This is a genomic window from Comamonas sp. SCN 65-56, from assembly GCF_001724135.1.
GTDB lineage: Bacteria > Pseudomonadota > Gammaproteobacteria > Burkholderiales > Burkholderiaceae_C > Comamonas_C.
Genome location: NZ_MEDS01000001.1, coordinates 253031 through 276228 on the forward strand (window position 1 = coordinate 253031; position 23198 = coordinate 276228).

Below are 23198 nucleotides of genomic sequence, written 5' to 3' on the forward strand. Positions count from 1 at the left end.
GTCGGGTGAGCGATGCTAACGCCTGAACACCCGTTCGCAAACCTGCCGGGTACATTGTGCGGAGGGTCGTGCACAGCTTTGCCTGTGCTTGTGCACCTGTTGTCCACAGACTTGTGCGATGACGTTTCAAGGAGAGGCCGCTAGGATGTCTCCTTGGTTTTGGATGGATGGTTTTTTGCATGTCTGCCGTGATTTCGTCGCCGCTGGAAACGTTTCTGCCCAGCGGCTTTGTGGACCAGGATGTGGCGCAGCTGCGCGTGCCGCCGCACTCGATCGAGGCCGAATCGAGCGTCCTGGGCGGCCTGCTGCTGGACAACCTCGCGTGGGATCGCGTGGGCGACCTGCTCACGGAGGGCGATTTCTACCGCCATGAACATCAGCAGATTTATGCGGCGGTGAGCACGCTGGTCGGCGCGGGCAAGCCGGCCGACGTGATCACGGTGTATGAGCGGCTGCAAAGCATTGGCCGCGCTGAAGAAACCGGTGGGCTGGCCTACCTCAACAGCCTGGCGCAGTATGTGCCCAGCGCCAGCAACATCCGCCGCTACGCCGAGATCGTGCGTGAGCGTGCGATCTTGCGCAAGCTGGTGACGGCCAGCGACGAGATAGCCACCAATGCCTTCAACCCCCAGGGCCGGGCGGTCGATCGCATCCTCGACGAGGCCGAGCAGAAAATCTTCGCCATCGGCGAGGAAGGCTCGCGCATGAAGCAGGGCTTTCAGCCGATGGAGTCGCTGGTCGTCACGCTGCTCGACCGCGTGACCGAGATGGCGGACAACCCGGTGGACGTGACCGGCGTGCCCACGGGCTTCGTCGACCTGGACAAGATGACCAGCGGCCTGCAGGCGGGCGATCTGGTGGTGCTGGCGGCGCGCCCGTCCATGGGCAAGACCTCGCTGGCGGTGAACATCGCCGAGCATGTGGCGCTCAACGAAGGGCTGCCGGTGGCGATTTTCTCGATGGAAATGGGCGCGGCGCAGCTGGCGGTGCGCATCGTCGGCTCGATCGGGCGCATCCATCAGGGCCATTTGCGCACCGGCAAGCTCACGACCGAGGAATGGCCGCGCCTGACCGAGGCCATAGAGCGCCTGCGCGGCGTCTCGCTGCACATCGATGAAACACCGGGCCTGACACCCAGCGAGCTGCGCGCCAACGCCCGGCGCCTGGCGCGCCAGTGCGGCAAGCTGGGGCTGATCGTGGTGGACTACCTGCAGCTGATGAGCGGCTCCAGCGGCAGCCAGGGCGAGAACCGCGCTACCGAACTGGGCGAGATTTCGCGCGGCCTCAAGATGCTGGCCAAGGAACTGCAGTGCCCGGTGATCGCGCTCTCGCAGCTCAATCGTTCGGTGGAAACGCGTACCGACAAGCGCCCGATGATGAGCGACCTGCGCGAATCCGGCGCGATCGAGCAGGATGCGGACATCATCATGTTCATCTACCGCGACGACTACTACAACAAGGAGAGCAAAGAGCCCAACGTCTCCGAAATCATCATCGGCAAGCAGCGCAATGGCCCCACGGGGACCGTCAAGCTCTATTTCCAGAAGGACCAGACGCGCTTTGAAAACCTTGCCGTGGATGGTGGCGACGATTTTTGATTTTCGATTTTGATAGCTTTCGACGCTTGATGGGAAAGCGCTACAGCCTGTTTTGTGTCTATTTCCATGACCAATTCAAGCGCGCACCTGCAGGCCGTCCTGTCGGCTCTGGGGCTGGATCTCGCGTGCTACGCAGGGGCCGATCTGGCAATCCGTGCGCCGCGTGATGGTGCGCTGCTGGCGTCACTCCGGACCAGCACGATGGCGCAGACACGGGCGGCGATAGCCTCCGCCCATGGCGCGTACCAAGCCTGGCGCGAGGTTCCCGCCCCGGTGCGCGGCGAGCTGGTGCGCCGCCTGGGCGAACTGCTGCGCCGGCACAAGGCGGCCCTGGGCGCCCTGGTGTCGCTGGAGGCCGGCAAGATCATTGCCGAGGGCCTGGGCGAGGTGCAGGAGATGATCGACATCTGCGACTTCGCCGTTGGCCTGTCGCGCCAGCTGCACGGCCTGACGATCGCCAGTGAGCGGCCCGGTCACCGCATGATGGAAACCTGGCACCCCATGGGCGTGGTGGGCATCATCTCGGCGTTCAACTTTCCCGTGGCCGTATGGTCGTGGAACGCGGCCCTGGCCCTGGTCTGCGGCAATGCCATCGTCTGGAAGCCATCCGAGAAGACGCCGCTCACGGCCATTGCCTGCCAACATCTGCTGCTGCAGGCCATGGATGCCTTCAATGCCGACAGGCCAGGCACGGTGCCCGAGGGTCTGAGCCAGCTCTTGATCGGCGGGCGCGAACTGGGCGAACTGCTTGCCGCCAGCCCGCAGGTGGCGGTGGTCAGTGCCACCGGCTCCACGCGCATGGGCCGGCAGGTGGCGGTGAAGGTGGCCGAGCGCTTTGGCCGCGCCATCCTGGAGCTGGGCGGCAACAACGCCATGATCGTCACGCCCACGGCCGACCTGGAGCTGGCGGCGCGCGCCATCACCTTTGCGGCCGTCGGCACGGCCGGCCAACGCTGCACCACGCTGCGCCGCTTGATCGTGCATGAATCCGTAGCCGACGCGCTGCTGGCGCGGCTGGCGGCGATCTACGGCAGCATCGCCATCGGCGACCCGCTCACGGACGGCACCCTGGTCGGCCCGCTGATCGACCGCGCCGCGTTTGATGCCATGCAGCAGGCGCTGGCCCAGGCCCGGGCCGAGGGCGGCCAGGTGCTGGGCGGCGAACGCGTGCGCGAGGATCTGGGGCAGGAGGCCTGGTATGTGCGCCCGGCGCTGGTGCAGATGCCGCAGCAGTCCGCGGTGGTGCAGCACGAGACCTTCGCGCCCATCCTTTATGTGCTGCGTTACGACGGCGACACCGACATGGCCATCGCGCTGCAGAATGCTGTGCCCCAGGGTCTGTCGTCTGCCATCTTCACGCAGAGCCTGATGGATGCCGAGCGCTTCATGTCCGCTGCGGGCAGCGACTGCGGCATTGCCAACGTCAACATCGGCACCTCGGGCGCCGAGATCGGCGGCGCCTTCGGTGGCGAGAAGGAAACCGGCGGCGGGCGCGAGTCGGGATCGGACGCCTGGAAGGGCTATATGCGCCGCGCCACCAACACCATCAACTACAGCGGCGCGCTGCCGCTGGCGCAGGGCGTACGGTTTGATGTGTGAGAATATGGCTGCAACGCTTGCTGGATAAGAGTTTGCAGCTATTGATTTTATAGGAATCTGTCGGACTTGGAGCGTCGATAGCGAAAGTCGACCCCAGCGAGACCAGTTTTTGCCGGATTTGCAGCCCAATAGCCGAGCTATTGGGCAAAAAGACGGTGAAAAATGGGCCGCTGCGGTCGATTTGCAGCCGACGATTTCCAAGCGCGAGCGCTCGCCGCGTGCCAGCAGGATGTGGCCGCTGTGCGCCCAGCCCTTGAAACGGTCCACGGCGTAGGTCAGGCCCGATGAGCCCTCGGTGAGGTAGGGGGTGTCGATCTGCCCGAGGTTGCCCATGCAGATGATCTTGGTGCCGGGGCCGGCGCGGGTGATGAGCGTCTTCATCTGCTTGGGGGTCAGGTTCTGCGCCTCGTCGATGATGACGTACTTGTTCATGAAAGTACGTCCGCGCATGAAGTTCATGCTCTTGATCTTGATGCGGCTGCGCACCAGATCATTGGTGGCTGCGCGCCCCCACTCGCCGGCGTTGCCGCCGTCGCCCTTGGCGAGGAACTCCAGGTTGTCGTCCAGCGCGCCCATCCACGGGCCCATTTTTTCTTCTTCGGTGCCAGGCAGAAAGCCGATGTCCTCGCCCACGCTCACCGTGGCGCGGGTCATGATGATCTCGGTGTAGCGGCGCTCGTCCAGTACCTGTGTGAGGCCGGCGGCCAGCGCCAGCAGCGTCTTGCCGGTGCCGGCCTGGCCGGTCAGGCTGACGAAATCCACCTCCGGGTCCATCAGGAGGTTCATCGCGAAGTTTTGCTCGCGGTTGCGCGTGTGCACGCCCCAGACGGCATTCTTGGCTGAGCCGTAGTCCTTGAGCGTCTGCAGCACGGCGGTCTGCTCGCGGATTTCGGTCACGCGCGCGTGCAGGCTGGGTTCGCCCGGCGCTTCGAAGAAGACGTATTGGTTGATCATCATCTGCGCCACCTGCGGACCGCTCACGCGGTAATAGGTGTGTGCGCCGCTCTGCCAGCTTTCGACCTTCTTGCCGGCCTTGGCCCAGAAGTCGGGCGCCAGCGCCAGGTAGCCCGAGTACAGCAGGTCGCCGTCGTCGAGCACCTTGTCGTTCTGGTAATCCTCGGCCGCCAGACCCAGCGCGCGCGCCTTCACGCGCATGTTGATGTCCTTGGAGACCAGCACCACCTCGCGCGGTGCATGGTGCGCGCGCAGGGCTTGCACCACGCCCAGGATCTGGTTGTCCGCCTTGCCCTGGGGCAGGCTGGTGGGCAGCTGGTACTCAAGCGGTGCGGTCTGGAAATACAGCTGGCCGGTGGCGGCGCGCTGGCCGGTGCCGTTCAGCGCCACGCCTTGGGCGATATCCGCCCCGGCGGCAGCGGCCACCAGTGCGTCAAGCATGCGGCTGGCCTGGCGTCCGTTGCGCGCCACTTCGGTGGTGCCGCGTTTATGGCCGTCGAGCTCCTCCAGCACGATCATGGGCAGGAAGATGTCGTGCTCCTCGAAGCGGAACAGGCTGGAGGGGTCGTGCAGCAGCACATTGGTGTCGAGCACGAACAGCTTGGCGGCCCCGCTGCGTCGGACGCTCTTGCGCGCCGGCACCTTGCGCGGTTGTGGCGTGCCCGACTGAGTGCGTGTGGCCGGGGCAGCGGGTGCAGCGGCGGCCTTCTTCGATGGGGCGGTGGCGGGGGCTTTCGGCGGCGCCGTCACGGGTGCGGCGACAGGCGCCGGCGCTGCTTCGGCCACAGGGGCGGCAGCGTTGTAGGCGGAGGCAGCGTGCAGCGAAGCGCGCTTGGCAGGGGCAGGAGGCAGAGGCATCGGAGGAGATTCAGAAAGTGAAAAGCCGCCCGGGTTGCCAGGCGGCTTTCAAGAGGTGGCTGGTGCGGCACGGACCCATGCGGTCATTATGCATGCGGCCCAACCAGGTGCGCGGCCTGGGCAGCCGCGCCGCGTTCAGGCGACTTTTTTCACCGGCGACTTGAGCGCCTTGACCGCCTTGAGCACTTCATCCACATGTCCGGGCACCTTCAGGCCGCGCCACTCCTGCACCACCAGGCCGTCGGCGCCGATGAGGAAGGTGGAGCGCTCGATGCCCTTGACCTTCTTGCCGTACATGATCTTGTTCTTGACCACGCCGAACATGTGGCACATTTTTTCTTCGGTGTCGGCGATGAGCTCAAACGGCAGCTCCAGCTTGGCCTTGAAATCGTCGTGCGACTTCATGTTGTCGCGCGAGACACCGAACACCTCGGCGCCGAGCTTGACGAATTCCTTGTACTTGTCGCGAAACTGCATGGCTTCGGTCGTGCAGCCGGGGGTGTTGTCCTTGGGGTAAAAATACAGCACCACGGCCTGACCCAGATGCGAGACGTTGGTGACCTGTACATCGCCGGTTGCTTTGGCTTCAAATTCTGGAAGGGGCTTGCTGACAACAATCGCCATGGCGTTCTGATCTCTCTTGTGGTAGGGTCCGTGAAAAGCCGGGGGTATGAAGCTGTGGGCGCTCCCGGCCGCAGTCCCGTATTTTACTGTGTAACAGCCAAAATTGCCAGTGCTGCGCATGGCTGCGCGCTGGTCATTGCATTGCCGCGTGAGTCGCCGTGTGGAGCGGCGCGCGCAAGCCCCGGGGTCAGGCTTCGGTCAACAACAGCGCCGCGAACACCTTGCGGCCTTCGCCGGCGAGGATGTTGTAGGTGCGGCAGGCGGCGTGGGTGTCCATGGTTTCCAGCCCGATGTGGCGCGCCATCAGGGGTTTGAGCCAGGCCGGCGAGACGAACCGCCCGCGCTCGCCGCTGCCGAAGATCACGACCTCTGCGTCCAGCTCTGCCAGGCGCGAAAAATGCGTTTCGCTCAGATCCTCGAAGCGCTCGCATTCCCAGTCCAGGCGCTCGCCATTGCTGCCAATGATCACGCTGTGCGTCAGGCGATCGGCATTGACCGCGATCCAGCCCGGGCCATAACCGGTGATGGTTTGTGCGTCGCTGCGGTCGGGCTGGAATTTCATGGTGGTGGCGCTTGCCTGCGTGCGCGCAGGTTGCCTTGGCAAATGTGGTCAAATTATAGGTTTCGTCCTGATTGCCGGTTGCCCGCCATGAAACCCCTGTGCAAATCCACCAAGCTGAGCAATGTGCTCTACGACGTCCGCGGCCCCATCGTTGACGCTGCGCGCCAGATGGAGGAAGAGGGGCAGAAGATCATCAAGCTCAACATCGGCAACATGGCGCCGTTCGGCTTTGATCCGCCCGACGAGGTGGTGCAGGACATGATTCGCAACCTGCCCGAATCGGCCGGTTATTCCGACAGCAAGGGACTTTTCGCCGCGCGCAAGGCGGTGATGCACTACACCCAGCAGCAGGGCATCGCTGGCGTGACGCTGGACGATATCTATCTCGGCAATGGCGCGAGCGAATTGATCGTCATGGCGACCAATGCGCTGCTCAACGATGGGGACGAACTCCTGCTGCCGGCGCCCGACTACCCGCTGTGGACGGCCGCGACCAGCCTGGCGGGCGGCAAGCCGGTGCACTACCTGTGCGACGAAACCCGCGGCTGGATGCCGGACCTTGCCGACATGCGCGCCAAAATCACCGAGAGGACGCGCGGCATCGTCGTCATCAACCCCAACAACCCGACCGGTGCGCTGTATTCCGACGAGCTGCTGCTGGGCATCGTGCAGCTGGCGCGCGAGCACGACCTGGTGTTGCTGGTCGATGAGGTCTATGACAAGGTGCTGTACGACGGTGCCAAACACACCGCGATGGCCAGTCTTTCGACCGATGTGCTCACGCTCACCTTCAATTCGCTCTCCAAGGCCTACCGCTCCTGCGGTTACCGCGCGGGCTGGATGGTGGTCTCGGGCGACAAGACGCAGGCGCGCGACTATGTCGAAGGCCTGAACATGCTGGCCAACCTCAAGCTGGGCTCCAACGTGCCGGGGCAGTGGGCGATACAGACCGCACTCGGTGGCTACCAGAGCATCAACGACCTGATCAAGGAAGGCGGGCGCCTGAAGGTGCAGCGCGACCTGGCGTATGAACTCATCACGCAGATTCCGGGCGTCACCTGCGTCAAGCCGCAAGCGGCGCTGTACATGTTTCCGCGCCTGGACCCGGAGATGTACCCGATCGCGGACGACCGCCAGTTTTTCATGGAAGTCTTGCGTGCCACGCGGGTGATGCTGGTGCAGGGCACGGGCTTCAACTACCCCGATCAGCAGCACTTTCGAATCGTCTTTTTGCCGCACAAGAGCGATCTGCGCGAGGCGATTGCACGCCTGGCGAAGTTCCTGGAGCAGTACCGCCTGCGCCACGCCAAGCGTGCGGCGGTGCTGGACATCAGTCTCAAAAAAGAAGCAGCTCGCGCTTGATGGACAAGCGCCAGAGCCCTATTTCGCTTAAACAAAGTCACCATGAAACCCATTCAAGTCGGCCTGCTCGGCATCGGCACCGTTGGTCGCGGCACCTTTGAGGTGCTCACGCGCAATCAGGAAGAGATTGGTCGGCGTGCCGGGCGCGGCATCGAGATCACCATGGTGGCCGATCTGGACACGGCGCGCGCGCGCGAGATCGTGGGCGAGCGCGCCCGCGTGGTGGGCGATGCGCGCGAGGTCATCGCCAATCCCGAGATCGACGTCGTGATCGAGCTGATCGGCGGCTACGGCATCGCGCGCCAGCTGGTGCTCGAAGCCATTGCCGCGGGCAAGCACGTGGTCACGGCCAACAAGGCGCTGCTGGCGGTGCATGGGGCCGAGATTTTCAAGGCCGCGGCTGCCAAGGGCGTGATCGTCGCGTTCGAGGCGGCGGTGGCCGGCGGCATTCCCATCATCAAGGCGCTGCGCGAGGGCCTGACGGCCAACCGCATCCAGTGGGTGGCGGGCATCATCAACGGCACGACGAATTTCATCCTGAGTGAGATGCGCGACAAGGGGATGGACTTTGAGGCGGCCTTGAAGGACGCGCAGCGGCTCGGCTATGCCGAAGCCGACCCGACGTTTGACATCGAAGGCGTGGACGCGGCGCACAAGGCGACGCTCATCAGCGCCATCGCCTTCGGCATTCCGGTGCAGTTTGACAAATGCCATGTCGAGGGCATCACCAGGCTGGTGTCCGCGGACATCAAGTACGCCGAGCAGCTGGGCTACCGCATCAAGCTGCTGGGCATCGCCAAGCGCACCGACGGGGGGGTGGAGCTGCGCGTGCACCCCACCCTGATCCCGGCGCGCCGCCTGATCGCCAATGTCGATGGCGCGATGAACGCCGTCGTGGTGCAGGGCGACGCCGTGGGTACCACGCTTTACTACGGCAAGGGCGCGGGCAGCGAGCCGACGGCCAGCGCGGTGATCGCCGACCTGGTGGACATCGCGCGCCTGGATGGCGCCGACCCGGCGCACCGCGTGCCGCCACTGGCCTTCCAGAGCAACACGCTGGCGGCGGCCGGCGGCGATCTGCCGGTGCTGCCGATGGCCGAGGTGGTCACCGGCTACTACCTGCGCATCCGTGTGGCGGACGAGGCCGGCGTGCTTGCGCGCATCACCGGCATCCTCGCCAATGCGGGCATCAGCATCGATGCCATCCTGCAACGCGAGGCCGATGAGGTGGGCGGCGAAGGCAGCACACAGACCGATCTCATCATCCTGACGCACGACACGCGCGAGGGCGACCTGGATGGCGCGCTGGCACACATTCAGCCGCTGCCCACGGTGCTGGCGCCGATCACGCGCATCCGCAAGGAAGAGTTGCAGGGTTGAGATGTGGGTGATTCTGGCCAGATTGGCTAAAATTCTGGCTTGAATTCATCCGCCCGGAGGCCACCATGTCCGCAATCTGGCAAGTGCAAGAGGCCAAGAACCATTTTGGCGAGCTGATCGACCGCGCCCTCTCCGAAGGGCCGCAGACCGTCACGCGTCACGGCAAGCCGGTGGTGCGGGTGGTGGCGGTGGCTGACGTGGCGTCGCACTCCGGTGCCGTGGATGACGGGTTTATCGACTTCTTGCTCAATGCGCCCAAGGCCGATGATTTCGAGCTGCCCGAGCGCACCAGCATCAAGCCGATCGACCCCCTGGGTGAATGAGTGCGATGGCGTGGTTGCTCGATACCTGTGTCAGTTCGGATGCCATCAAACCGCAGCCGAATGCGGCATTGCGGGAATGGCTGCAGGCACATCGGGGTGAATGCCTGATGCCGGCGGTCTCCGTCGGCGAAATTTTGTATGGCATCGAGCGCATGCTGCCAAGCGCACGGCGCAGCCGCTTGCAACTGTGGTTTGAACAACTGTGCCACGACTTCGAGGGCAAGATTTTGCCGACCGATGAAGCCGTCTGGCGCACCTGGGGCCGTTTGCGCGTTGCGTGCCAGGCCATCGGGCGGCCCCAGGCAGACATGGATTTGCTGATCGCCGCCACCGCCGTCACGCACCGTCTACCGCTCGTGACCCGCAATGTGCGCCACTTCCAGGATACCGGTCTGACACTCGTCAATCCGTGGGATCCGGCCTCTTCAAGTTGAAACTTGCCCATGCACTACCTCTCCACCCGTGGCGACGCCACCCCCCGCGCCTTCTGCGACATCCTGCTTGAAGGCCTGGCGCCCGATGGCGGCCTGTACCTGCCCGAGCGTTATCCGCAGATCGATGCCGCCGAGCTGGCCCGCTTGCGCGCGGTGCACGCGAGCCAGGGCTATGCGGCGCTGGCGTTTGAAATCCTCTCGCTCTACATAGCCGACATCCCCGCCGCCGATCTGCGTGCGATTTGCGAGAAGACCTATACCGCGGACGTCTTCGGCACGCCCGAAATGGTGCCGCTCAAACCGCTCGAACCTGGCCTCTTTCTGCTCGGTCTTTCCAACGGCCCGACGCTGGCCTTCAAGGACATGGCGATGCAGTTGCTCGGCCATCTGTTCGAATACGAACTGGCGCGCCGGGGCGAGCAGCTGAACATCCTGGGCGCGACCAGCGGCGACACCGGCAGCGCTGCCGAATACGCGATGCGCGGCAAGCAGGGCATCCGCGTCTTCATGACCAGCCCGCACGGGCGCATGAGCCCGTTTCAGCAGGCGCAGATGTTTTCGCTGCAGGACGAGAACATCCACAACATCGCGATTGAGGGCGTGTTCGACGACTGTCAGGACATCGTCAAGGCGGTAAGCAATGATCTGGCGTTCAAGGCGCGCTACAAGATCGGAACGGTGAATTCGATCAACTGGGCGCGGTTGCTGGCGCAGGTGGTGTATTACTTTGCCGGGTACTTTCAGGCGACCTCCGATCGCGTCCAAGCGACCAGCGGCCCCTCTCCCCAGCCCTCTCCCCAGAGGGGCGAGGGAGAAAAGCGGGTGAGTTTTACCGTTCCATCGGGCAATTTCGGCAACGTCTGCGCCGGGCACGTGGCGCGCATGATGGGGCTGCCGATCGCGCACCTGGTGGTGGCCACGAACGAGAACGACGTGCTCGACGAGTTCTTTCGCACCGGCATCTACCGCGTGCGCGCCGCGGCCGACACGCTGGAGACCTCCAGCCCGTCGATGGATATCTCGAAGGCGAGCAATTTCGAACGCTTCGTCTTCGACCTTCTTGGGCGCGATGCGGCGGCCACGCGGGCGCTCTTTGCCGAGCAACTGCCGCGCCAGGGTTTTTTCGATTTGAGCCGCGATACGCGCTTTCCGGGCGCTGCTGCGCGCTACGGTTTTCAGAGTGGCCGCAGCACGCATGCCGATCGCTTGGCCACGATCCGCGACTTGCACCAGCGCTGCGCAGTGACGATAGATACCCATACCGCCGACGGCGTGAAGGTGGCGCGCGAGCACCGCGAGGGCGGCGTGCCTATGATCGTGCTGGAGACCGCGTTGCCCATCAAGTTTGCCGACACCATCACCGAGGCCCTGGGTCATCCGCCAGAGCGGCCAGCGAAGTTTGCCGGCATCGAAGACTTGCCCAAGCGTGTCACCGTGCTGTCGGCGGATGTGGCGCAGGTCAAGGCACTGATCGCCGCACAGACAAAAATTTGAACGAAACAGGGCTCTGACGCTTGTTTGACGGGCGTCAGAAGCTATCAAAAAAGAGGTATTGCATGAAGGTCGTCGTCTTTGCCGGTTTCTCCGGGGCCGGCAAGACCACGTTGCTGGAGGCGGTGATTGCGCTCTTGAAGGCGCAGGGGCAGCGGGTTTCGGTGCTCAAACATGCGCACCACCGCTTTGACATCGACCAGCCGGGCAAGGACAGCTGGCGCCACCGTCAGGCGGGTGCGCACGAGGTCCTCATCGCGTCGGACCAGCGTCTGGCGCTGATCCATGAATATGAAACCCGGCACGACCCCGAGGTGCACGACCTGCTGGCGCGCCTGAGCCCTGTGGACTGGGTGCTGGTCGAGGGCTTCAAAACCGCCAGGCTGCCCAAGATCGAGGTCTGGCGCGCTGTCGAACCGGGGCAGGATGCGCGCCCGGTGCTCTACCGGGATGATCCGCAGGTGCTCGCAATTGCCACCGTCGACCCCGACCGCCTGCCGCAGCCGCCGCACCAGCCGGTGCTGGATCTGAACGACCCGGCACGGATCGTGCAATGGCTCACTGAACATGCCGCCCGATTTGCCTACCGGCGGGCGCAGGAGATGCAATGACGAGACCCCCTTTGAAACCCCTGGACGACGCGCTGGCCGAGCTGCTCGTACATGCCGAGCCGCTGGCGCAGACCGAAACCCTGTCGCTGTTTGATGCCGACCACCGCGTGCTGGCGCAGGACGTGGTCTCGCCGCTGCAGGTGCCGCCGCGCGACAACAGTGCGATGGATGGCTACGCGCTGCGCTGTGCCGATGTGGCGCAGGCAGGCACGCTGCTGCCCGTCTCGCAGCGCATTCCCGCCGGGCATGTGGGTCAGCCGCTCGCCGAGGGCACGGCGGCGCGCATCTTCACCGGCGCGCCGGTGCCCGAGGGCGCAGACGCCATCGTCATGCAGGAAGACTGCACCGCGCTGGAGGATGGGCGCGTGCAGGTCCATGCCGTGCCCAAGGCAGGCCAGTGGATACGCCACAGCGGGGAAGACATCGTGCGCGGCGCCACCGTGCTCACGGCCGGCACCCGCCTGGGCCCGGCGGAGCTCGGCCTGGCCGCCAGCGTCGGCCTGGCCGAAGTGGCCGTGGCGCGCCGCCCGCGCGTGGCGCTGTTTTCCACCGGTGATGAACTCATCATGCCCGGTACCGTGGCACCCGAGCAGATGCGTGAAGGCACCATCTACAACAGCAACCGCTATTTCCTGCGCAGCATGCTGCAGCGCCTGGGCTGCGAGGTGCTTGATCTGGGCGTCGTCGAAGACACATTGGCCGCCACCGTCGCGGCGCTCAGGCGCGCGGCCGCCGAATGCGACGTGATCGTCACCAGCGGCGGCGTCTCCGTGGGTGAGGAAGACCATGTCAAGCCCGCCGTGCAGCAACTCGGTCAGCTCGATCTGTGGAAGATCGCCATCAAGCCCGGCAAGCCCTTTGCCTATGGCCATGTGCACAGCGGCGCGCGGCGCGCGCATTTCATGGGGCTGCCGGGCAATCCGGTGTCCAGCTTCATTACCTTCGTCTGGCTGGTGCGGCCGTTTCTGCTGCGGCTGCAGGGTACGACCGCGATTGCTCCTCAATCTGTAGCTGCGAGCGCAGGATTCGATTGGGCAAAAGCCGATTCCCGCCGCGAATTCCTGCGCGTGCGCTGGGGCGCTGACGGGCGGCTGGAGCGCTATGCCAACCAGAGCTCGGGCGTGCTGACCTCCACCGTCTGGGGCGATGGGGTGGTGGACAACCCCGCTGGCAGCACCATCCGCGCGGGCGATACCGTGCGCTTCATCCCCTGGGCGGAGCTGCTGTGATGGCCAAGACCGTGACCGTGCGCTATTTCGCCTCCATCCGCGAGGCCGTGGGGCGCGACAGCGAAGCGCTGACCACGCAGTGCGCGACCGTGGGTGCGCTGCGCCAGGAGCTGATCGCCCGCGGCGCGCCCTGGGCCGAATGCCTGGCCGAAGGGCGCGCGGTGCGCATGGCCGTCAATCAACTGATGGCCAAGGCCGATACGGCGCTGGCCGAGGGCGCCGAGGTGGCGTTTTTCCCGCCGGTCACGGGGGGCTGACGGCGCTGGTGTCCAGCGGCGGGCTGGGCCAGTTCAGCAGCTCGGCCAGGCGCAGCACCACCCAGCGCGCTTCGTCCGCATGCAGACCGGTGGCCGGCTGGTTCAGCGCGGCGTGAAAGGCCTGCAGCACACCGGCTTCCGAAGGGGCACCGTGGATCACCTGCAAGGCGCGTTCAACCAGGCTGCTGGCCATGTCCTCGCATAGTTCATAGCGCTCGCGAACCAGTGCGGGTGGCTCCTGCAGCCGCCCGCGGCGGTCTTGGAACAGTGCCAGAAACGAGGGCGGAACGACGATCTGGTTTTCGTCTTCCATCGGCTCAGTCGGGCGTGAAGCGCTTTTCAAAGCGCAGGCGGTCGGTTTCCAGTTCAAAGCTCACCAGTTGTCCCATCTTGCCATCGGCAATCCGGTGCGCGGCAAACAGGCTGGTGCGACCCGCAAGCTCCATGCTTGGCAGGTCGATGATCGCGTAGGGGTGGGGCACGAAGAGGTGAAATTCAAACACCGTGCGGTGCGCGCTTTGCGGCGACGGGTAGAGCGTGTAGCCGTGAGCGGTGAAGGCGAGGGTGGCCATCGGTGGGGAGCAGTACAGTAGGCGCTTCACTGTAGCAAAACGACGACGGGTTCATGGCCAGCGAGATTTCCATCCAGACCGAGGATTTCGATGTATCGGACGAGGTCGCCCGCCTGCGCGCCCAGGATGCGCGCGTGGGCGCGGTCTGCTGCTTCGTCGGCACGGTGCGCGATCGCAGCGGCAGTGGCCAGGTGAGCGCGATGGAGCTGGAGCATTACCCCGGCATGACGGAAAAATCCATCGCCGCGATGATTGACGAGGCGCGCCGGCGCTTTGACTTCTACGGCGTGCGCGTGATCCACCGCGTGGGGCTGTTGCAGCCCGAGGACCAGATCGTGCTGGTCGCCGTTACCAGCGCGCACCGTGGCGAGAGCTTTCAGGCCTGCGAATTCCTGATGGATTACCTCAAGACTCAGGCGCCGTTCTGGAAGAAGGAAGAAACGCCTGAGGGCAGCCGCTGGGTGGATGCGCGCGAGAGTGACGATGCGGCGCTGGCCCGCTGGGGCATCGTTGCCAGCAACGCGTAATGCCTCAGCGGCGCACCGATACCTTGTCGCTGTAGACGGTGCTGATCTGGCCGTTGATCGCCACGCGCAGCGCGCCGCGTTCGTCGATGCCGCAGCCCGTGCCGTGCTGTGCACCTTGCGCGCCGTGCAGGGTGAGCGGCTGCCCATGCAGGCAGTCCAGCCGAATGCCGCCAGGCCCTCGCGCTCAAAGCGCAGCAGGCCGGCACGCAGATGCTCGATCAGCCGCGCCGCCAGCAGGTTGCGATCGGGCAGTGCGCCGCCGCACTGGCGCGCCAGCGCTGTCGCAGGCTGATCGAGCTGCGCCAGTAGCCCGGGCGCCAGGCGCAGGTTCAAGCCCAGGCCCACACGCGCGATGCAGGGGCCGTCGTACTCGCCATCGACCTCGATCAGGATGCCCGCAAGCTTTTGGCTCCCCACCACCAGGTCGTTGGGCCATTTGAGCCGCAGATCGGGCGCGGTGGCGATACTTTGAATCGCCTGCGCCGTGCAGACGCCCATGGCGATCGAAAGGCCCGTCAGCGCCGACGGCCCACTCTCAAAGCGCTTCACAATGGAGAGCATGATGCCCATGCCCGGCGGGCATTGCCAGCCGCGACCGCGCCGTCCGCGCCCTGCGCTCTGGGTTTCCGCCAGCACGGCTGTCAGGTCGGGCACATCGGCCGTGAGGCGTGCCAGTTCGTTCTGGGTGGAATCAAGCTCCCAATGCACCTGTACCGGCGCCTGCACGAATCCTGGCGACGCGGTCGAAAGGGCGGTGGTGATGGCCTGCGCATCCAGCAGCGCCACGGCCCAGGGCAAGCGATAGCCCGAACCCGTGCGCGCCTCAATCGGCAGGCCGAGCGCGCGCAGCGCTGCAATCTGCTTCCAGATCGCTGCGCGGGTGACGCCCAGCTGCTCGGCCAATGCCTCGCCCGATACCGCCTCGCCCTTGGACAGGCGGTGCAGCAGACCTTGTGCGGAAAGCCCTGGTTTCATGGCGTGAGTGTGCCTCAGGTGGCACGCCGGGCGTTCGGGCCCACGGAGAGGAGATTGGCAGTGAACCGTAAACTTAATTTTATGGTTTAAAGTTGACAGCGCGGTGTGCCTCCTGGATACTTCGCTGCTGTTGGTTGCTGCAGCCTCGTGGCCGCGGCGATCTGGACCCACTATTTTTTCGGAACTACTCATGTCCCAGTCCGCTTCTCTTGCCTTGCCTTCGTCCCGCTCTGCGTCGCTGCCGCGGCAGTTCCTGATGGTGCTGGGTGGCACGGCGGTGCTGACTGCTTCATCCTACGTCAGTATCCCGTTGCAGCCCGTGCCGGTGTCGATGCAGACCTTGGCAGTGTTGCTGATCGGGGCGCTCTACGGCTGGCGCCTGGGCGGCATCACGGTACTGGCATGGCTGCTTCAGGCGCTGGCTGGCTTGCCGGTGCTCGCCGGTGGCGCCGGGGGGCTGGCGCCCTTCATGGGCAAGACGGCAGGGTATCTGTTCGCCTTCCCCGTGGGCGCGATGCTCATGGGCTGGCTGGCCGCACGCGGCTGGGATGGTGCAAAGCCGGTGCGCGCCTTCCTGGCGATGTTCCTGTGCACCACGCTGATCCTGCTGACGGGCGGCGCCTGGCTGGGCATGCTGATCGGCATGGACAAGGGCTGGCAGTTCGGCGTGCTGCCCTTCCTGCTGGGTGATGTGGTCAAGTCCGCTCTGGGCGCCGCCACGCTGGCGCTGTGGCACGAGGTGCGCCGCCGCCGCAGCGCGTGACCATCACCCTGCGCGCACACCATCTGTTGTGCGTGCTGACGTACTCGGGCAAGGGCTACAGCCCGGCGTTCGTCACTAATTTTGATAGCGCGGTGCGCAGGCTGCAGGCCGGCGAAGCGTTGGAACTTGTCACAGGCCCCGACACCCTCTGCGCGCCACTGTGTGCAGAAGAGGGTGATGGCGCCCACTGCCATGGCGCCAGCGTGCAGCAGCGCGACCGACGCGCGCTGCGGGATCTCACGCCCTTGCTGGGGGCTCTTGGCAGCGGCAGCCCTCTGGTGCTGGATGCGGCGCGGGTCGCCCGCCTGCGCTCTGCCTTTGCGCGGGACACGATCCGCAGCGCCTGTACCGACTGCCCCTGGCACGCGATGTGCACCCATGTGGCCGCAAACGACTATGTCGGGGCGATGTTGCACCAGCGACTTTCAACATAGTTGCCCGCTTTTTGAATCCTTGCTGGCACTCGCCTGAGTGAACGTGAGGCGTCTGGCCCAAGGCCTGTGCCGCGACCGGCCGATCGCCAGCGGCGTGTGCCTGCAGCCGTCGGTCGATTTCAGCGGGAGAGCCGACTTCATCGCCACGGCGGGCTCGAGCCGCGGATTCTGGCCCGCGCCACCCCACCCACCTCCAAGATCAAGCAGTCTGCTTTGAGACCGCCCGACCAATTGCTGCACTGCAGCAGTTTCAATATTGCGAATCAAAGTCGCAGTTTTGGTATTTACGCTCTGTTTTTGACCTAGAACAATAGTCGACAGGCAAGTGAGGTGTTCGGTATTCCCACTGGATGAAGCGCTTGTCCCGGCATTGGATGCCGGAATAAAACCCAGGAGACAAAATGAGCAAGAAATTCATTGAATTGCATGGACTATGGTCTGATGCCCAAAAGGCAGCGGCAGCCGAGGTATTGCAACAGATCGAAAAGGCGGGCCTGCAGATGGTGCGCCTGTCCTGGCCGGATCAATATGGCCTGCTGCGCGGGAAAATGTTGTCGGTAGCTGCGCTCAAGTCGGCCTTTGCCAGCGGTTCCGAAATCACGATGGCGCCGTTCTTCTTCGACACCGCCAGCGCCATCGTCTTCAACCCCTTTTCCGCTGATGGTGGCCTCGGCAATGCCGAACTGGCGGGCAGCCCGAACGTGGTGATGGTGCCGGATCCGGGCACTTTTCGCATCCTGCCCTGGGCGGATCGCACCGGCTGGATGCTGGCCGACCTGTACATGACGAGCGGGCGTCCATTCGCGCTGAGCCCGCGCACCATTCTCAAGAAGGCGCTGGGCGAGCTGCAGGAACTGGGCTACGACTACCAGGCAGGCCTGGAGGTGGAGTGGTATCTGACCCGTATTGTTGATCCCTGCCTTGAGCCCGAAACCCTGGGCGGCCCTGGCACGCCAGCGGCGCCTCCCAAGGTGATGCCCGTGGCCAAGGGCTATTCCTACCTGCTGGAAAACCACCTGGACGAGGTCGAGCCCATCATGGCCGAGGTGCGCCAACACTTGCTGGCCTTGGGCTTGCCGCTGCGCAGCATCGAGGACGAGTGGGCGCCAAGCCAGATGGAAACCACATTTGACGTCATGAACGGCTTGGACGTGGCGGACGCCATGGTGCTGTTTCGCAATGCGGTCAAGCAGATCTGCCGCCGCCGTGGGTATCTCGCGACCTTTATGTGCAAACCCGCCATCCCAGGGTTCTACTCCTCGGGTTGGCACCTGCACCAGTCGCTCAGCGCACGCGACAGTGGTGCCAACGCCTTCATCCCGGTGCAGCCGGGCGAGCCGCTGTCGGCGCTGGGCCGGGCCTATGTGGGCGGCCTGCTGGAGCATGCCTGCGCGGCGTCGAGCTTCACTACTCCCACGATCAATGGCTACCGCCGTCGCCGTCCGTACTCGCTGGCGCCTGATCGCGTGAGCTGGGCCAAGGACAACCGTGCGGCGCTGGCGCGTGTGATCTCTGCACCAGGCGATTCGGCCAGCCGGGTTGAAAACCGCGTCGGCGAGCCGGCCGCCAACCCCTATCTGTACCTCGCATCACAGGTGTTTTCGGGTATTGACGGCATTCGCCGCCAGCTTGATCCGGGGCCGCTGCAGGAGACGCCGTACGCCGCCGATGTACCCATCCTGCCGCATAACCTGGCCGAGGCGTTGGATGTACTGGAATCCTCGGCATTTTTCCGCACGACATTCGGTGATGAGTTCATCCGCTATTGGCTGCATCTGCGCCGCAGCGAATGGGCCCGTTTCTCGGCTGCCGAGGGGCAGGTGGATTTTGCCGGTGACACGGTAACCGATTGGGAGCACCGCGAATACTTCGAATTGTTCTGACACGACGACATGAAAAAATATGCTGTGATCTGGTGCGCTGATGCCCCAGGGGACGAAGAATGGCAGGGAAAAATTATCTCGACCTTCGGCAGGAAAGACGAACAATGGGACGTCCTCCACCCTGCTCGAGATAATTTTCTTGAACAGGCCGCTGGTTATGCGGGCTACGTGATCAGCGGCAGCCCTCAGTCGGTGGTTGACGATGCGCAGACGCCGCTGGTGCGCAATTTGATCGCCTTCCTGCAGGCGCAGGCGCAGCGCGGCGACGCCCCGGTGGTCGGTTTGTGCTTCGGCTCCCAGGCCATTGCCGCCGCACTGGGCGGGCAGGTCGGGAAGAACCCCTCCGGCCGCTTCAAGCTCGGCGTGGACCAGTTGCAATGGGGCGCGCAGGCGCAGGCTTTGATCGGCGCCCAGGGCGGCGGCGGCCCGACGTCCCTGGTGCAGAGCCACGGGGAATGCGTAACCCGCTTGCCGTCTGAGGCCGTTGCCTTGGCGTCCTCGGCAACCATTGCGCACGAGGTCTTTCTGGTGGACGGGCGGTTCCTGGGGATCCAGGGGCACCCCGAGGTGGACCGGCGCTTTCTGCAAGAGAAGTTCATGGCTTACCACCGGGCCCTGTTCGACGATGAGCAATGGGTGTGCGTGCAGGAAGAGTCGCGGCAGCCCCTGGATGCCGACCGCGTGATTGCGCTCGGGCGACGCCTGCTGGATGCAGGCAGGCTGCCTACGGCTGCCACCGCACTGGACGCTCGGCCATCGACACAAGGAATAGCCCCATGACGAATACCGCAAGAATTTCGCTCCTCCCGCACGAACCGTTGGTCTCGGGTGCCTGGGATGATCTGGTACAGGAAGACCGTGTGCACCGCCGCGTCTATACCGACCAGGACATCTTCGCGCGTGAAATGAACAATATCTTTGCCGCCACCTGGGTCTATCTGGCCCACGAAAGCGAGATACCGGAGCCCAATGATTTCAAGCTGGCCTGGATCGGCGTGCGCGAGGTCATCGTCGCGCGCGACGAAGATGGTGCCGTGCGCGTGTTCTCCAATCGCTGCTCGCACCGCGGCGCCAGCGTCTGCCGCGAGCACCGGGGTAACGCTGCGGACTTCACCTGCCCCTACCACGGTTGGCGCTTCGACAACCGCGGCCAGCTCTTCGGCGTTCCGGGCAAGAACGCCTACGGTCCCGACTTCAAGTCGCGCGACATGCATCTGGCGCGGCCGGCGCAGGTCGATTCCTACAAGGGCTTCGTGTTTGCGACGCTCAATCCCGATGCGCCGCCACTGGTGCAGCATTTAGGCAACGCGGCGCACTACCTGGACGCTTGGATCGAGCACAACGGTGGGCCCCGGCATTTGTGTTTGGCCGGTGCGCAACGCTTTCGGCTGGCGTGCAATTGGAAGCTGGTGTGGGACAACGCAGGGGACGGCTACCACGTGCCGTTTTCGCACCAATCGCTCCTTGTGATGACCAATGAGCGCTACGGCGGCGGTGATATGGCCTATTTTGCCGATGCCGACCGCTCCAGGATGACCAGCAGCGCGCTGGACAGCGGGCACACCGTGATCGACCAGCGCCCGGAAATGCACGGCGAATCGGCCTGGCGCCAGCAGCGCCCGCAGCCGGGACGCGAGCCCTACGAAGACCATGTGGCCGCCACCTATGGTGAGCGGGCGCAGCGTGTGCTGGACACCACGGTAGGCGCGGGCATGAATCTCAATATCTTTCCCAACCTGGCGCTGATTGGCAACCAGGTGCAGGTGATCCAGCCACTGGCCGTCGCCGCCACGGGTGTGCACTGGTACGCGACGCAACGCCGCGACGCCGACGCAGAAGTGAACACCATGCGCTTGCGTACCCAAGAAGATTTTCCGGTCATGGGCGAGATGGACGATGCGGCCAACTTCGAGGAGTGCCAGCGCGGCCTGACCAATAGCCCCGAGGATGAATGGGTGGACATGAGCCGGCACTACGAGACCGGCAGGGATGTGCCAGCCGAGGATGGCATCGTCCGCGGACCGGTGACCACAGACTTGCACATGCGCAACTATTACGCACAGTGGAAGTGCCTGATGAAGGCCGAGCCCACGCTGCGCGTGGACAAGGGGAGGCTGGCATGAGCAGCACGGCACCGTCTACCGCACTCCCCGCACAGGGCGCGCGCGCGTATCGCCACCAGCCGCCGTCGCTGTACGTCGTGCCCTCGTTTTACGACTGGCTGGTGGGTGCATCGGCCGATCTGGCCGCACCCGCGGTGCGCGCGCCCGGCGCCGCGGCAGCGGCGCGCGAGGCTGAGATTGCCCGGCTGCTGACGCTCGAGGCGCGTCTGTTGGATCAGGGGACACTGGCGCAAGAGGCGTACGTGCGCTGGCTGGCGCTGTTTGCCGAGGAGTGCGTCTACTGGATTCCGGCCAGCGCGCCCGCAGCCGATCCGCGCCAGGCGGTTACGCTGGAATTCCACGACCGCCGCCGGCTGCTTGATCGCGTGGCGCGTCTGGGCACGGGCTTTGCCTTCTCGCAGGTCCCGGCCTCACGCACGGCGCGGCAGTACAGCGGCCTGGAGGTCTGGTCCAGCCCGGATCGCACAGACGAGTGGCGTGCGCGCTGCAGCTTTTTGCTGGCCGAGTCGCGCGAGGGCCACGGCCGCATGCTCGCAGGCTGGAACGGTTTCGTGCTGCGCGCAACGCCTGAGGGTTTGCGCATCGTGCTCAAGCAGGTCAATTTGATCGATTGCGACCAGCCTCAGGGCAATAACTCCTTCTTTCTCTGAAAACAACGGCATGGCCACGCGCGCGCAATCACTCACCATCACTGACATAGCCCCCCAGGGCAGCGACGCGATTCTGCTCAGCCTGGGCGAGAGCGGGGAGCAACCGCCGCTGTGCTTTCGGCCGGGCCAATACCTGACGCTGGCTGCCGAGGTGAACGGCGATGAGCTCTGGCGCTGCTACTCGATCACCAGCGAGCCCGTGATCGGTCGGCCGATCAGTGTGTTGGTGCGCCGAGTGGCTGGCGGCAGGGCGTCCAACTGGCTGTGTGACAACACCCGTCCCGGCGACCAGCTACGGGCGTTGCCGCCCGCCGGGCGCTTTACCTTGGCGCGACCGGGGCAGCCCGTGTTGTTTTACGCAGGCGGAAGTGGTATCGCGCCGGTGTTCGCGCTGGCGCGCGAGGCGCTTGCGCAAGGTGCGTCCCGCGTGCGGCTTTTTTACGCCAACCGCGACCGTGCCAGTGCCATGCTGTTGGCCGAGCTGCAGGTACTGCAAGTCGCCAGCGCAGGTCGGCTGGAGATCGAACATTGGTATGACGCCGAGCAGGGTTTGCCGGCGCAGGCCGAGCTGGAGCGACAGGCGCATGGGCTGGAGCAGGCTGACGCTTATCTGTGCGGCCCCGAGCCCTTCATGCGCGCCGCTGTCGCTGCTCTGGTGGCTTGCGGGTTCGATGCCGCCCGCGTGCACCGAGAGGACTTTGGCGCTGCAGTGCAGAACGCGGAGGAGGCTGCCGCCGATGGCTCGGCGGCGGCCCTTACTGTGCAGATCAAAGGCCAGATCCACACCGTTCCTGTGCAGCCCGGCGAGCTGCTGCTGACCGCCATGCTGCGCGCCGGATTGCCTGCGCCGCATGCCTGCAAAGTCGGCGAATGCGCTTCCTGCATGTGCCGGCTGCAGGCGGGCGAAGTGCAGCGGCTGGACAACTCGGTATTGGACGAGGACGATGTAGCTGCGGGCTGGCTGCTGGCCTGCAGTTCGCGCGCTGCCAGCCCCGTGTTGCGCCTGCGCTTTTCCTGACCCGGGAACCACGGACCACGCCACCATGACCCGAGACGGCGCCGCTACACCCCCCTGGGACCTGATCCGGGCTTTCCTGGCGCTGGAGCGCCACGGCAGTTATGAAGTAGCCGCGGAACTGGAGGGCATCGACGACTCCACGCTGCGCCGGCGGATCCGCCAGCTGGAGCTGCACTTCGGCCGCGCCTTGTTCGTGCGGGCGGAAAGTGGCTGGCGTGCCTCGGCTGACTTGCACGCGCTCGTATCGGCGGCACAGCGCATGGAAGTCGCCGCGCGCAGCTTTTGCCAGGACCACCAGGCCGGCGCCGGCACCATCCGCATCAGCGTGATGGACGTGTTTGCGCAGCGCTTCGCGCCGGTGTTCGCGGCACTGAGCGAGAAATACCCCCGGCTGGTTCTCACCATCACCACTGAGGCGCATTTCGTCAATCTGGAGCAGGATCAGGTGGATATCGCCGTGCGCCTGGCACGTCCGGAGCGCAACAGCAACTCGCTGCGTGTGCGCAAGCTTGGCAACGTCGCTGTCGGTGCCTATGCGAGCCGTGCGTATCTGGCGCAGGAACACCAAGAGCACCAATTGCTGGCGATGAACCTGCAGTTTTTTCACCAGGACCACAACTTCATCTACGCCCAGCAGGACTGGTCTCGCTTTGGCCTGGCCGGGCGGGTGCGGCTGCAGTCTGACAGCTTCGCGCACTTGGCACGGTGGTGTGCGCTCGGCCAGGGCCTGGCGCTGCTGCCTCGGTTTCTGGCGGGCGAGCACCCGCAATTGGTGGCCAGCCCGGCCGGCGTCTTCATCGATACGGAGCTGTGGCTGGTCAGCCGTTTCGACATGCATGCTGTCTGGCAGCGTGACCTGGCCGACCTTCTGCAGGCCGAGTTGGCGCGCTGGCCGCAGTGAGCAGGACCTGGTCGCCGGCCCCTGGAGGGTGCTACGGAGGAAATAGCGGCCAGCGCTTGACAGCAAAGCG

Annotated in this window: 23 protein-coding genes and 2 pseudogenes; 19 read left to right on the top strand and 6 right to left on the bottom strand. The window is 65.1% G+C overall.

All coding sequences use genetic code 11. The features are described 5' to 3' along the window. Positions 1–179 precede the first annotated feature (179 nt). Together dnaB and ABS45_RS01215 are read left to right on the top strand one after the other, a co-directional pair. Complete coding sequence (gene dnaB, locus ABS45_RS01210) at positions 180–1598, top strand: replicative DNA helicase (RefSeq protein ID WP_291552029.1); 1419 nt, start codon at positions 180–182, stop codon at positions 1596–1598. 66 nt (positions 1599–1664) lie between these two features. Then, positions 1665–3197 carry an aldehyde dehydrogenase family protein gene (locus ABS45_RS01215; protein WP_291552134.1) on the top strand — a complete coding sequence of 511 codons (1533 nt, stop codon included), beginning with the start codon at positions 1665–1667 and terminating at the stop codon, positions 3195–3197. A 198-nt stretch (positions 3198–3395) separates the two neighbouring features. On the opposite strand, the pseudogene ABS45_RS01220 reads toward ABS45_RS01215, so the two are convergent. The 3 genes and pseudogenes from ABS45_RS01220 to ABS45_RS01230 all read right to left on the bottom strand — a co-directional run. Next, a pseudogene (locus ABS45_RS01220) lies at positions 3396–5009 on the bottom strand (PhoH family protein); the annotation flags it as partial. A gap of 135 nt (positions 5010–5144) precedes the next feature. After that, positions 5145–5633, bottom strand: a complete 489-nt coding sequence (locus ABS45_RS01225; RefSeq protein WP_291552032.1) for a peroxiredoxin — start codon at positions 5631–5633, stop codon at positions 5145–5147. 187 nt (positions 5634–5820) lie between these two features. Continuing rightward, positions 5821–6195, bottom strand: coding sequence for an Mth938-like domain-containing protein (locus tag ABS45_RS01230; protein WP_291552035.1), 375 nt, complete (start codon positions 6193–6195; stop codon positions 5821–5823). 87 nt (positions 6196–6282) lie between these two features. On the opposite strand from ABS45_RS01230, the gene ABS45_RS01235 reads away from it, so the two are divergent. From ABS45_RS01235 to moaD, 8 genes are all read left to right on the top strand, one after another. After that, positions 6283–7557 (top strand): pyridoxal phosphate-dependent aminotransferase, encoded by a 1275-nt coding sequence (locus ABS45_RS01235; RefSeq protein WP_291552038.1) that lies wholly within the window; start codon positions 6283–6285, stop codon positions 7555–7557. A gap of 42 nt (positions 7558–7599) precedes the next feature. After that, the gene (locus tag ABS45_RS01240) at positions 7600–8937 is read left to right on the top strand and encodes a homoserine dehydrogenase (protein WP_291552041.1); all 1338 of its coding nucleotides are present in this window, start codon (positions 7600–7602) and stop codon (positions 8935–8937) included. Positions 8938–9002: 65 nt separating this feature from the next. Beyond that, complete coding sequence (locus tag ABS45_RS01245) at positions 9003–9260, top strand: type II toxin-antitoxin system prevent-host-death family antitoxin (RefSeq protein WP_291552043.1); 258 nt, start codon at positions 9003–9005, stop codon at positions 9258–9260. Between the two features lie 5 nt (positions 9261–9265). After that, positions 9266–9694 carry a type II toxin-antitoxin system VapC family toxin gene (locus tag ABS45_RS01250; protein ID WP_291552047.1) on the top strand — a complete coding sequence of 143 codons (429 nt, stop codon included), beginning with the start codon at positions 9266–9268 and terminating at the stop codon, positions 9692–9694. 9 nt (positions 9695–9703) lie between these two features. Beyond that, positions 9704–11188, top strand: a complete 1485-nt coding sequence (gene thrC, locus ABS45_RS01255; RefSeq protein ID WP_291552049.1) for a threonine synthase — start codon at positions 9704–9706, stop codon at positions 11186–11188. A 62-nt stretch (positions 11189–11250) separates the two neighbouring features. Next, entirely contained in the window at positions 11251–11796 is a 546-nt protein-coding gene (gene mobB, locus ABS45_RS01260; protein ID WP_291552052.1) for a molybdopterin-guanine dinucleotide biosynthesis protein B, read from the top strand. Beyond that, positions 11793–13025: a gephyrin-like molybdotransferase Glp gene (gene glp / locus ABS45_RS01265; RefSeq protein ID WP_291552055.1), complete on the top strand. Its 1233-nt coding sequence runs from the start codon at positions 11793–11795 to the stop codon at positions 13023–13025. The genes mobB and glp overlap by 4 nt, the downstream gene beginning before the upstream one ends. After that, positions 13025–13282, top strand: coding sequence for a molybdopterin converting factor subunit 1 (gene moaD / locus ABS45_RS01270; protein WP_291552059.1), 258 nt, complete (start codon positions 13025–13027; stop codon positions 13280–13282). Before glp ends, moaD begins: the two co-directional genes overlap by 1 nt. Here moaD and ABS45_RS01275 read toward each other — a convergent pair. Next, positions 13269–13595 (bottom strand): hypothetical protein, encoded by a 327-nt coding sequence (locus ABS45_RS01275; protein ID WP_291552063.1) that lies wholly within the window; start codon positions 13593–13595, stop codon positions 13269–13271. The genes moaD and ABS45_RS01275 overlap by 14 nt on opposite strands. A 4-nt stretch (positions 13596–13599) precedes the next feature. Next, positions 13600–13854, bottom strand: a complete 255-nt coding sequence (locus tag ABS45_RS01280) for a hypothetical protein (RefSeq protein WP_291552065.1) — start codon at positions 13852–13854, stop codon at positions 13600–13602. A 53-nt stretch (positions 13855–13907) separates the two neighbouring features. Here ABS45_RS01280 and moaE point away from each other — a divergent pair, with 53 nt between their 5' ends. After that, complete coding sequence (gene moaE / locus ABS45_RS01285) at positions 13908–14381, top strand: molybdopterin synthase catalytic subunit MoaE (protein WP_291552137.1); 474 nt, start codon at positions 13908–13910, stop codon at positions 14379–14381. Positions 14382–14561: 180 nt separating this feature from the next. On the opposite strand, the pseudogene ABS45_RS01290 reads toward moaE, so the two are convergent. Beyond that, positions 14562–15548, bottom strand: a pseudogene (locus tag ABS45_RS01290) (biotin--[acetyl-CoA-carboxylase] ligase); the annotation flags it as partial. Between ABS45_RS01290 and ABS45_RS01295 the strand changes: the two are divergent. The 8 genes from ABS45_RS01295 to ABS45_RS01330 all read left to right on the top strand — a co-directional run bounded on the left by ABS45_RS01295 (position 15547) and on the right by ABS45_RS01330 (position 23128). Next, on the top strand, positions 15547–16119 hold the full coding sequence (locus ABS45_RS01295; protein ID WP_291552069.1) for a biotin transporter BioY: 573 nt from the start codon (positions 15547–15549) through the stop codon (positions 16117–16119). The pseudogene ABS45_RS01290 and the gene ABS45_RS01295 overlap by 2 nt on opposite strands. After that, positions 16116–16553: a DUF1284 domain-containing protein gene (locus ABS45_RS01300; protein ID WP_291552071.1), complete on the top strand. Its 438-nt coding sequence runs from the start codon at positions 16116–16118 to the stop codon at positions 16551–16553. The genes ABS45_RS01295 and ABS45_RS01300 overlap by 4 nt, the downstream gene beginning before the upstream one ends. A gap of 401 nt (positions 16554–16954) precedes the next feature. Further along, entirely contained in the window at positions 16955–18436 is a 1482-nt protein-coding gene (locus ABS45_RS01305; RefSeq protein ID WP_291552075.1) for a glutamine synthetase family protein, read from the top strand. Between the two features lie 9 nt (positions 18437–18445). Next, the gene (locus ABS45_RS01310) at positions 18446–19216 is read left to right on the top strand and encodes a type 1 glutamine amidotransferase (protein WP_291552077.1); all 771 of its coding nucleotides are present in this window, start codon (positions 18446–18448) and stop codon (positions 19214–19216) included. Continuing rightward, positions 19213–20559, top strand: a complete 1347-nt coding sequence (locus tag ABS45_RS01315; protein WP_291552080.1) for a Rieske 2Fe-2S domain-containing protein — start codon at positions 19213–19215, stop codon at positions 20557–20559. The genes ABS45_RS01310 and ABS45_RS01315 overlap by 4 nt, the downstream gene beginning before the upstream one ends. Next, positions 20556–21209 carry an aromatic-ring-hydroxylating dioxygenase subunit beta gene (locus ABS45_RS01320; protein ID WP_291552084.1) on the top strand — a complete coding sequence of 218 codons (654 nt, stop codon included), beginning with the start codon at positions 20556–20558 and terminating at the stop codon, positions 21207–21209. The genes ABS45_RS01315 and ABS45_RS01320 overlap by 4 nt, the downstream gene beginning before the upstream one ends. 10 nt (positions 21210–21219) lie before the next feature. Next, positions 21220–22227 carry a ferredoxin--NADP reductase gene (locus tag ABS45_RS01325; RefSeq protein ID WP_291552087.1) on the top strand — a complete coding sequence of 336 codons (1008 nt, stop codon included), beginning with the start codon at positions 21220–21222 and terminating at the stop codon, positions 22225–22227. A gap of 25 nt (positions 22228–22252) precedes the next feature. Further along, positions 22253–23128, top strand: coding sequence for a LysR family transcriptional regulator (locus ABS45_RS01330; protein WP_291552092.1), 876 nt, complete (start codon positions 22253–22255; stop codon positions 23126–23128). Positions 23129–23198 lie beyond the last annotated feature (70 nt).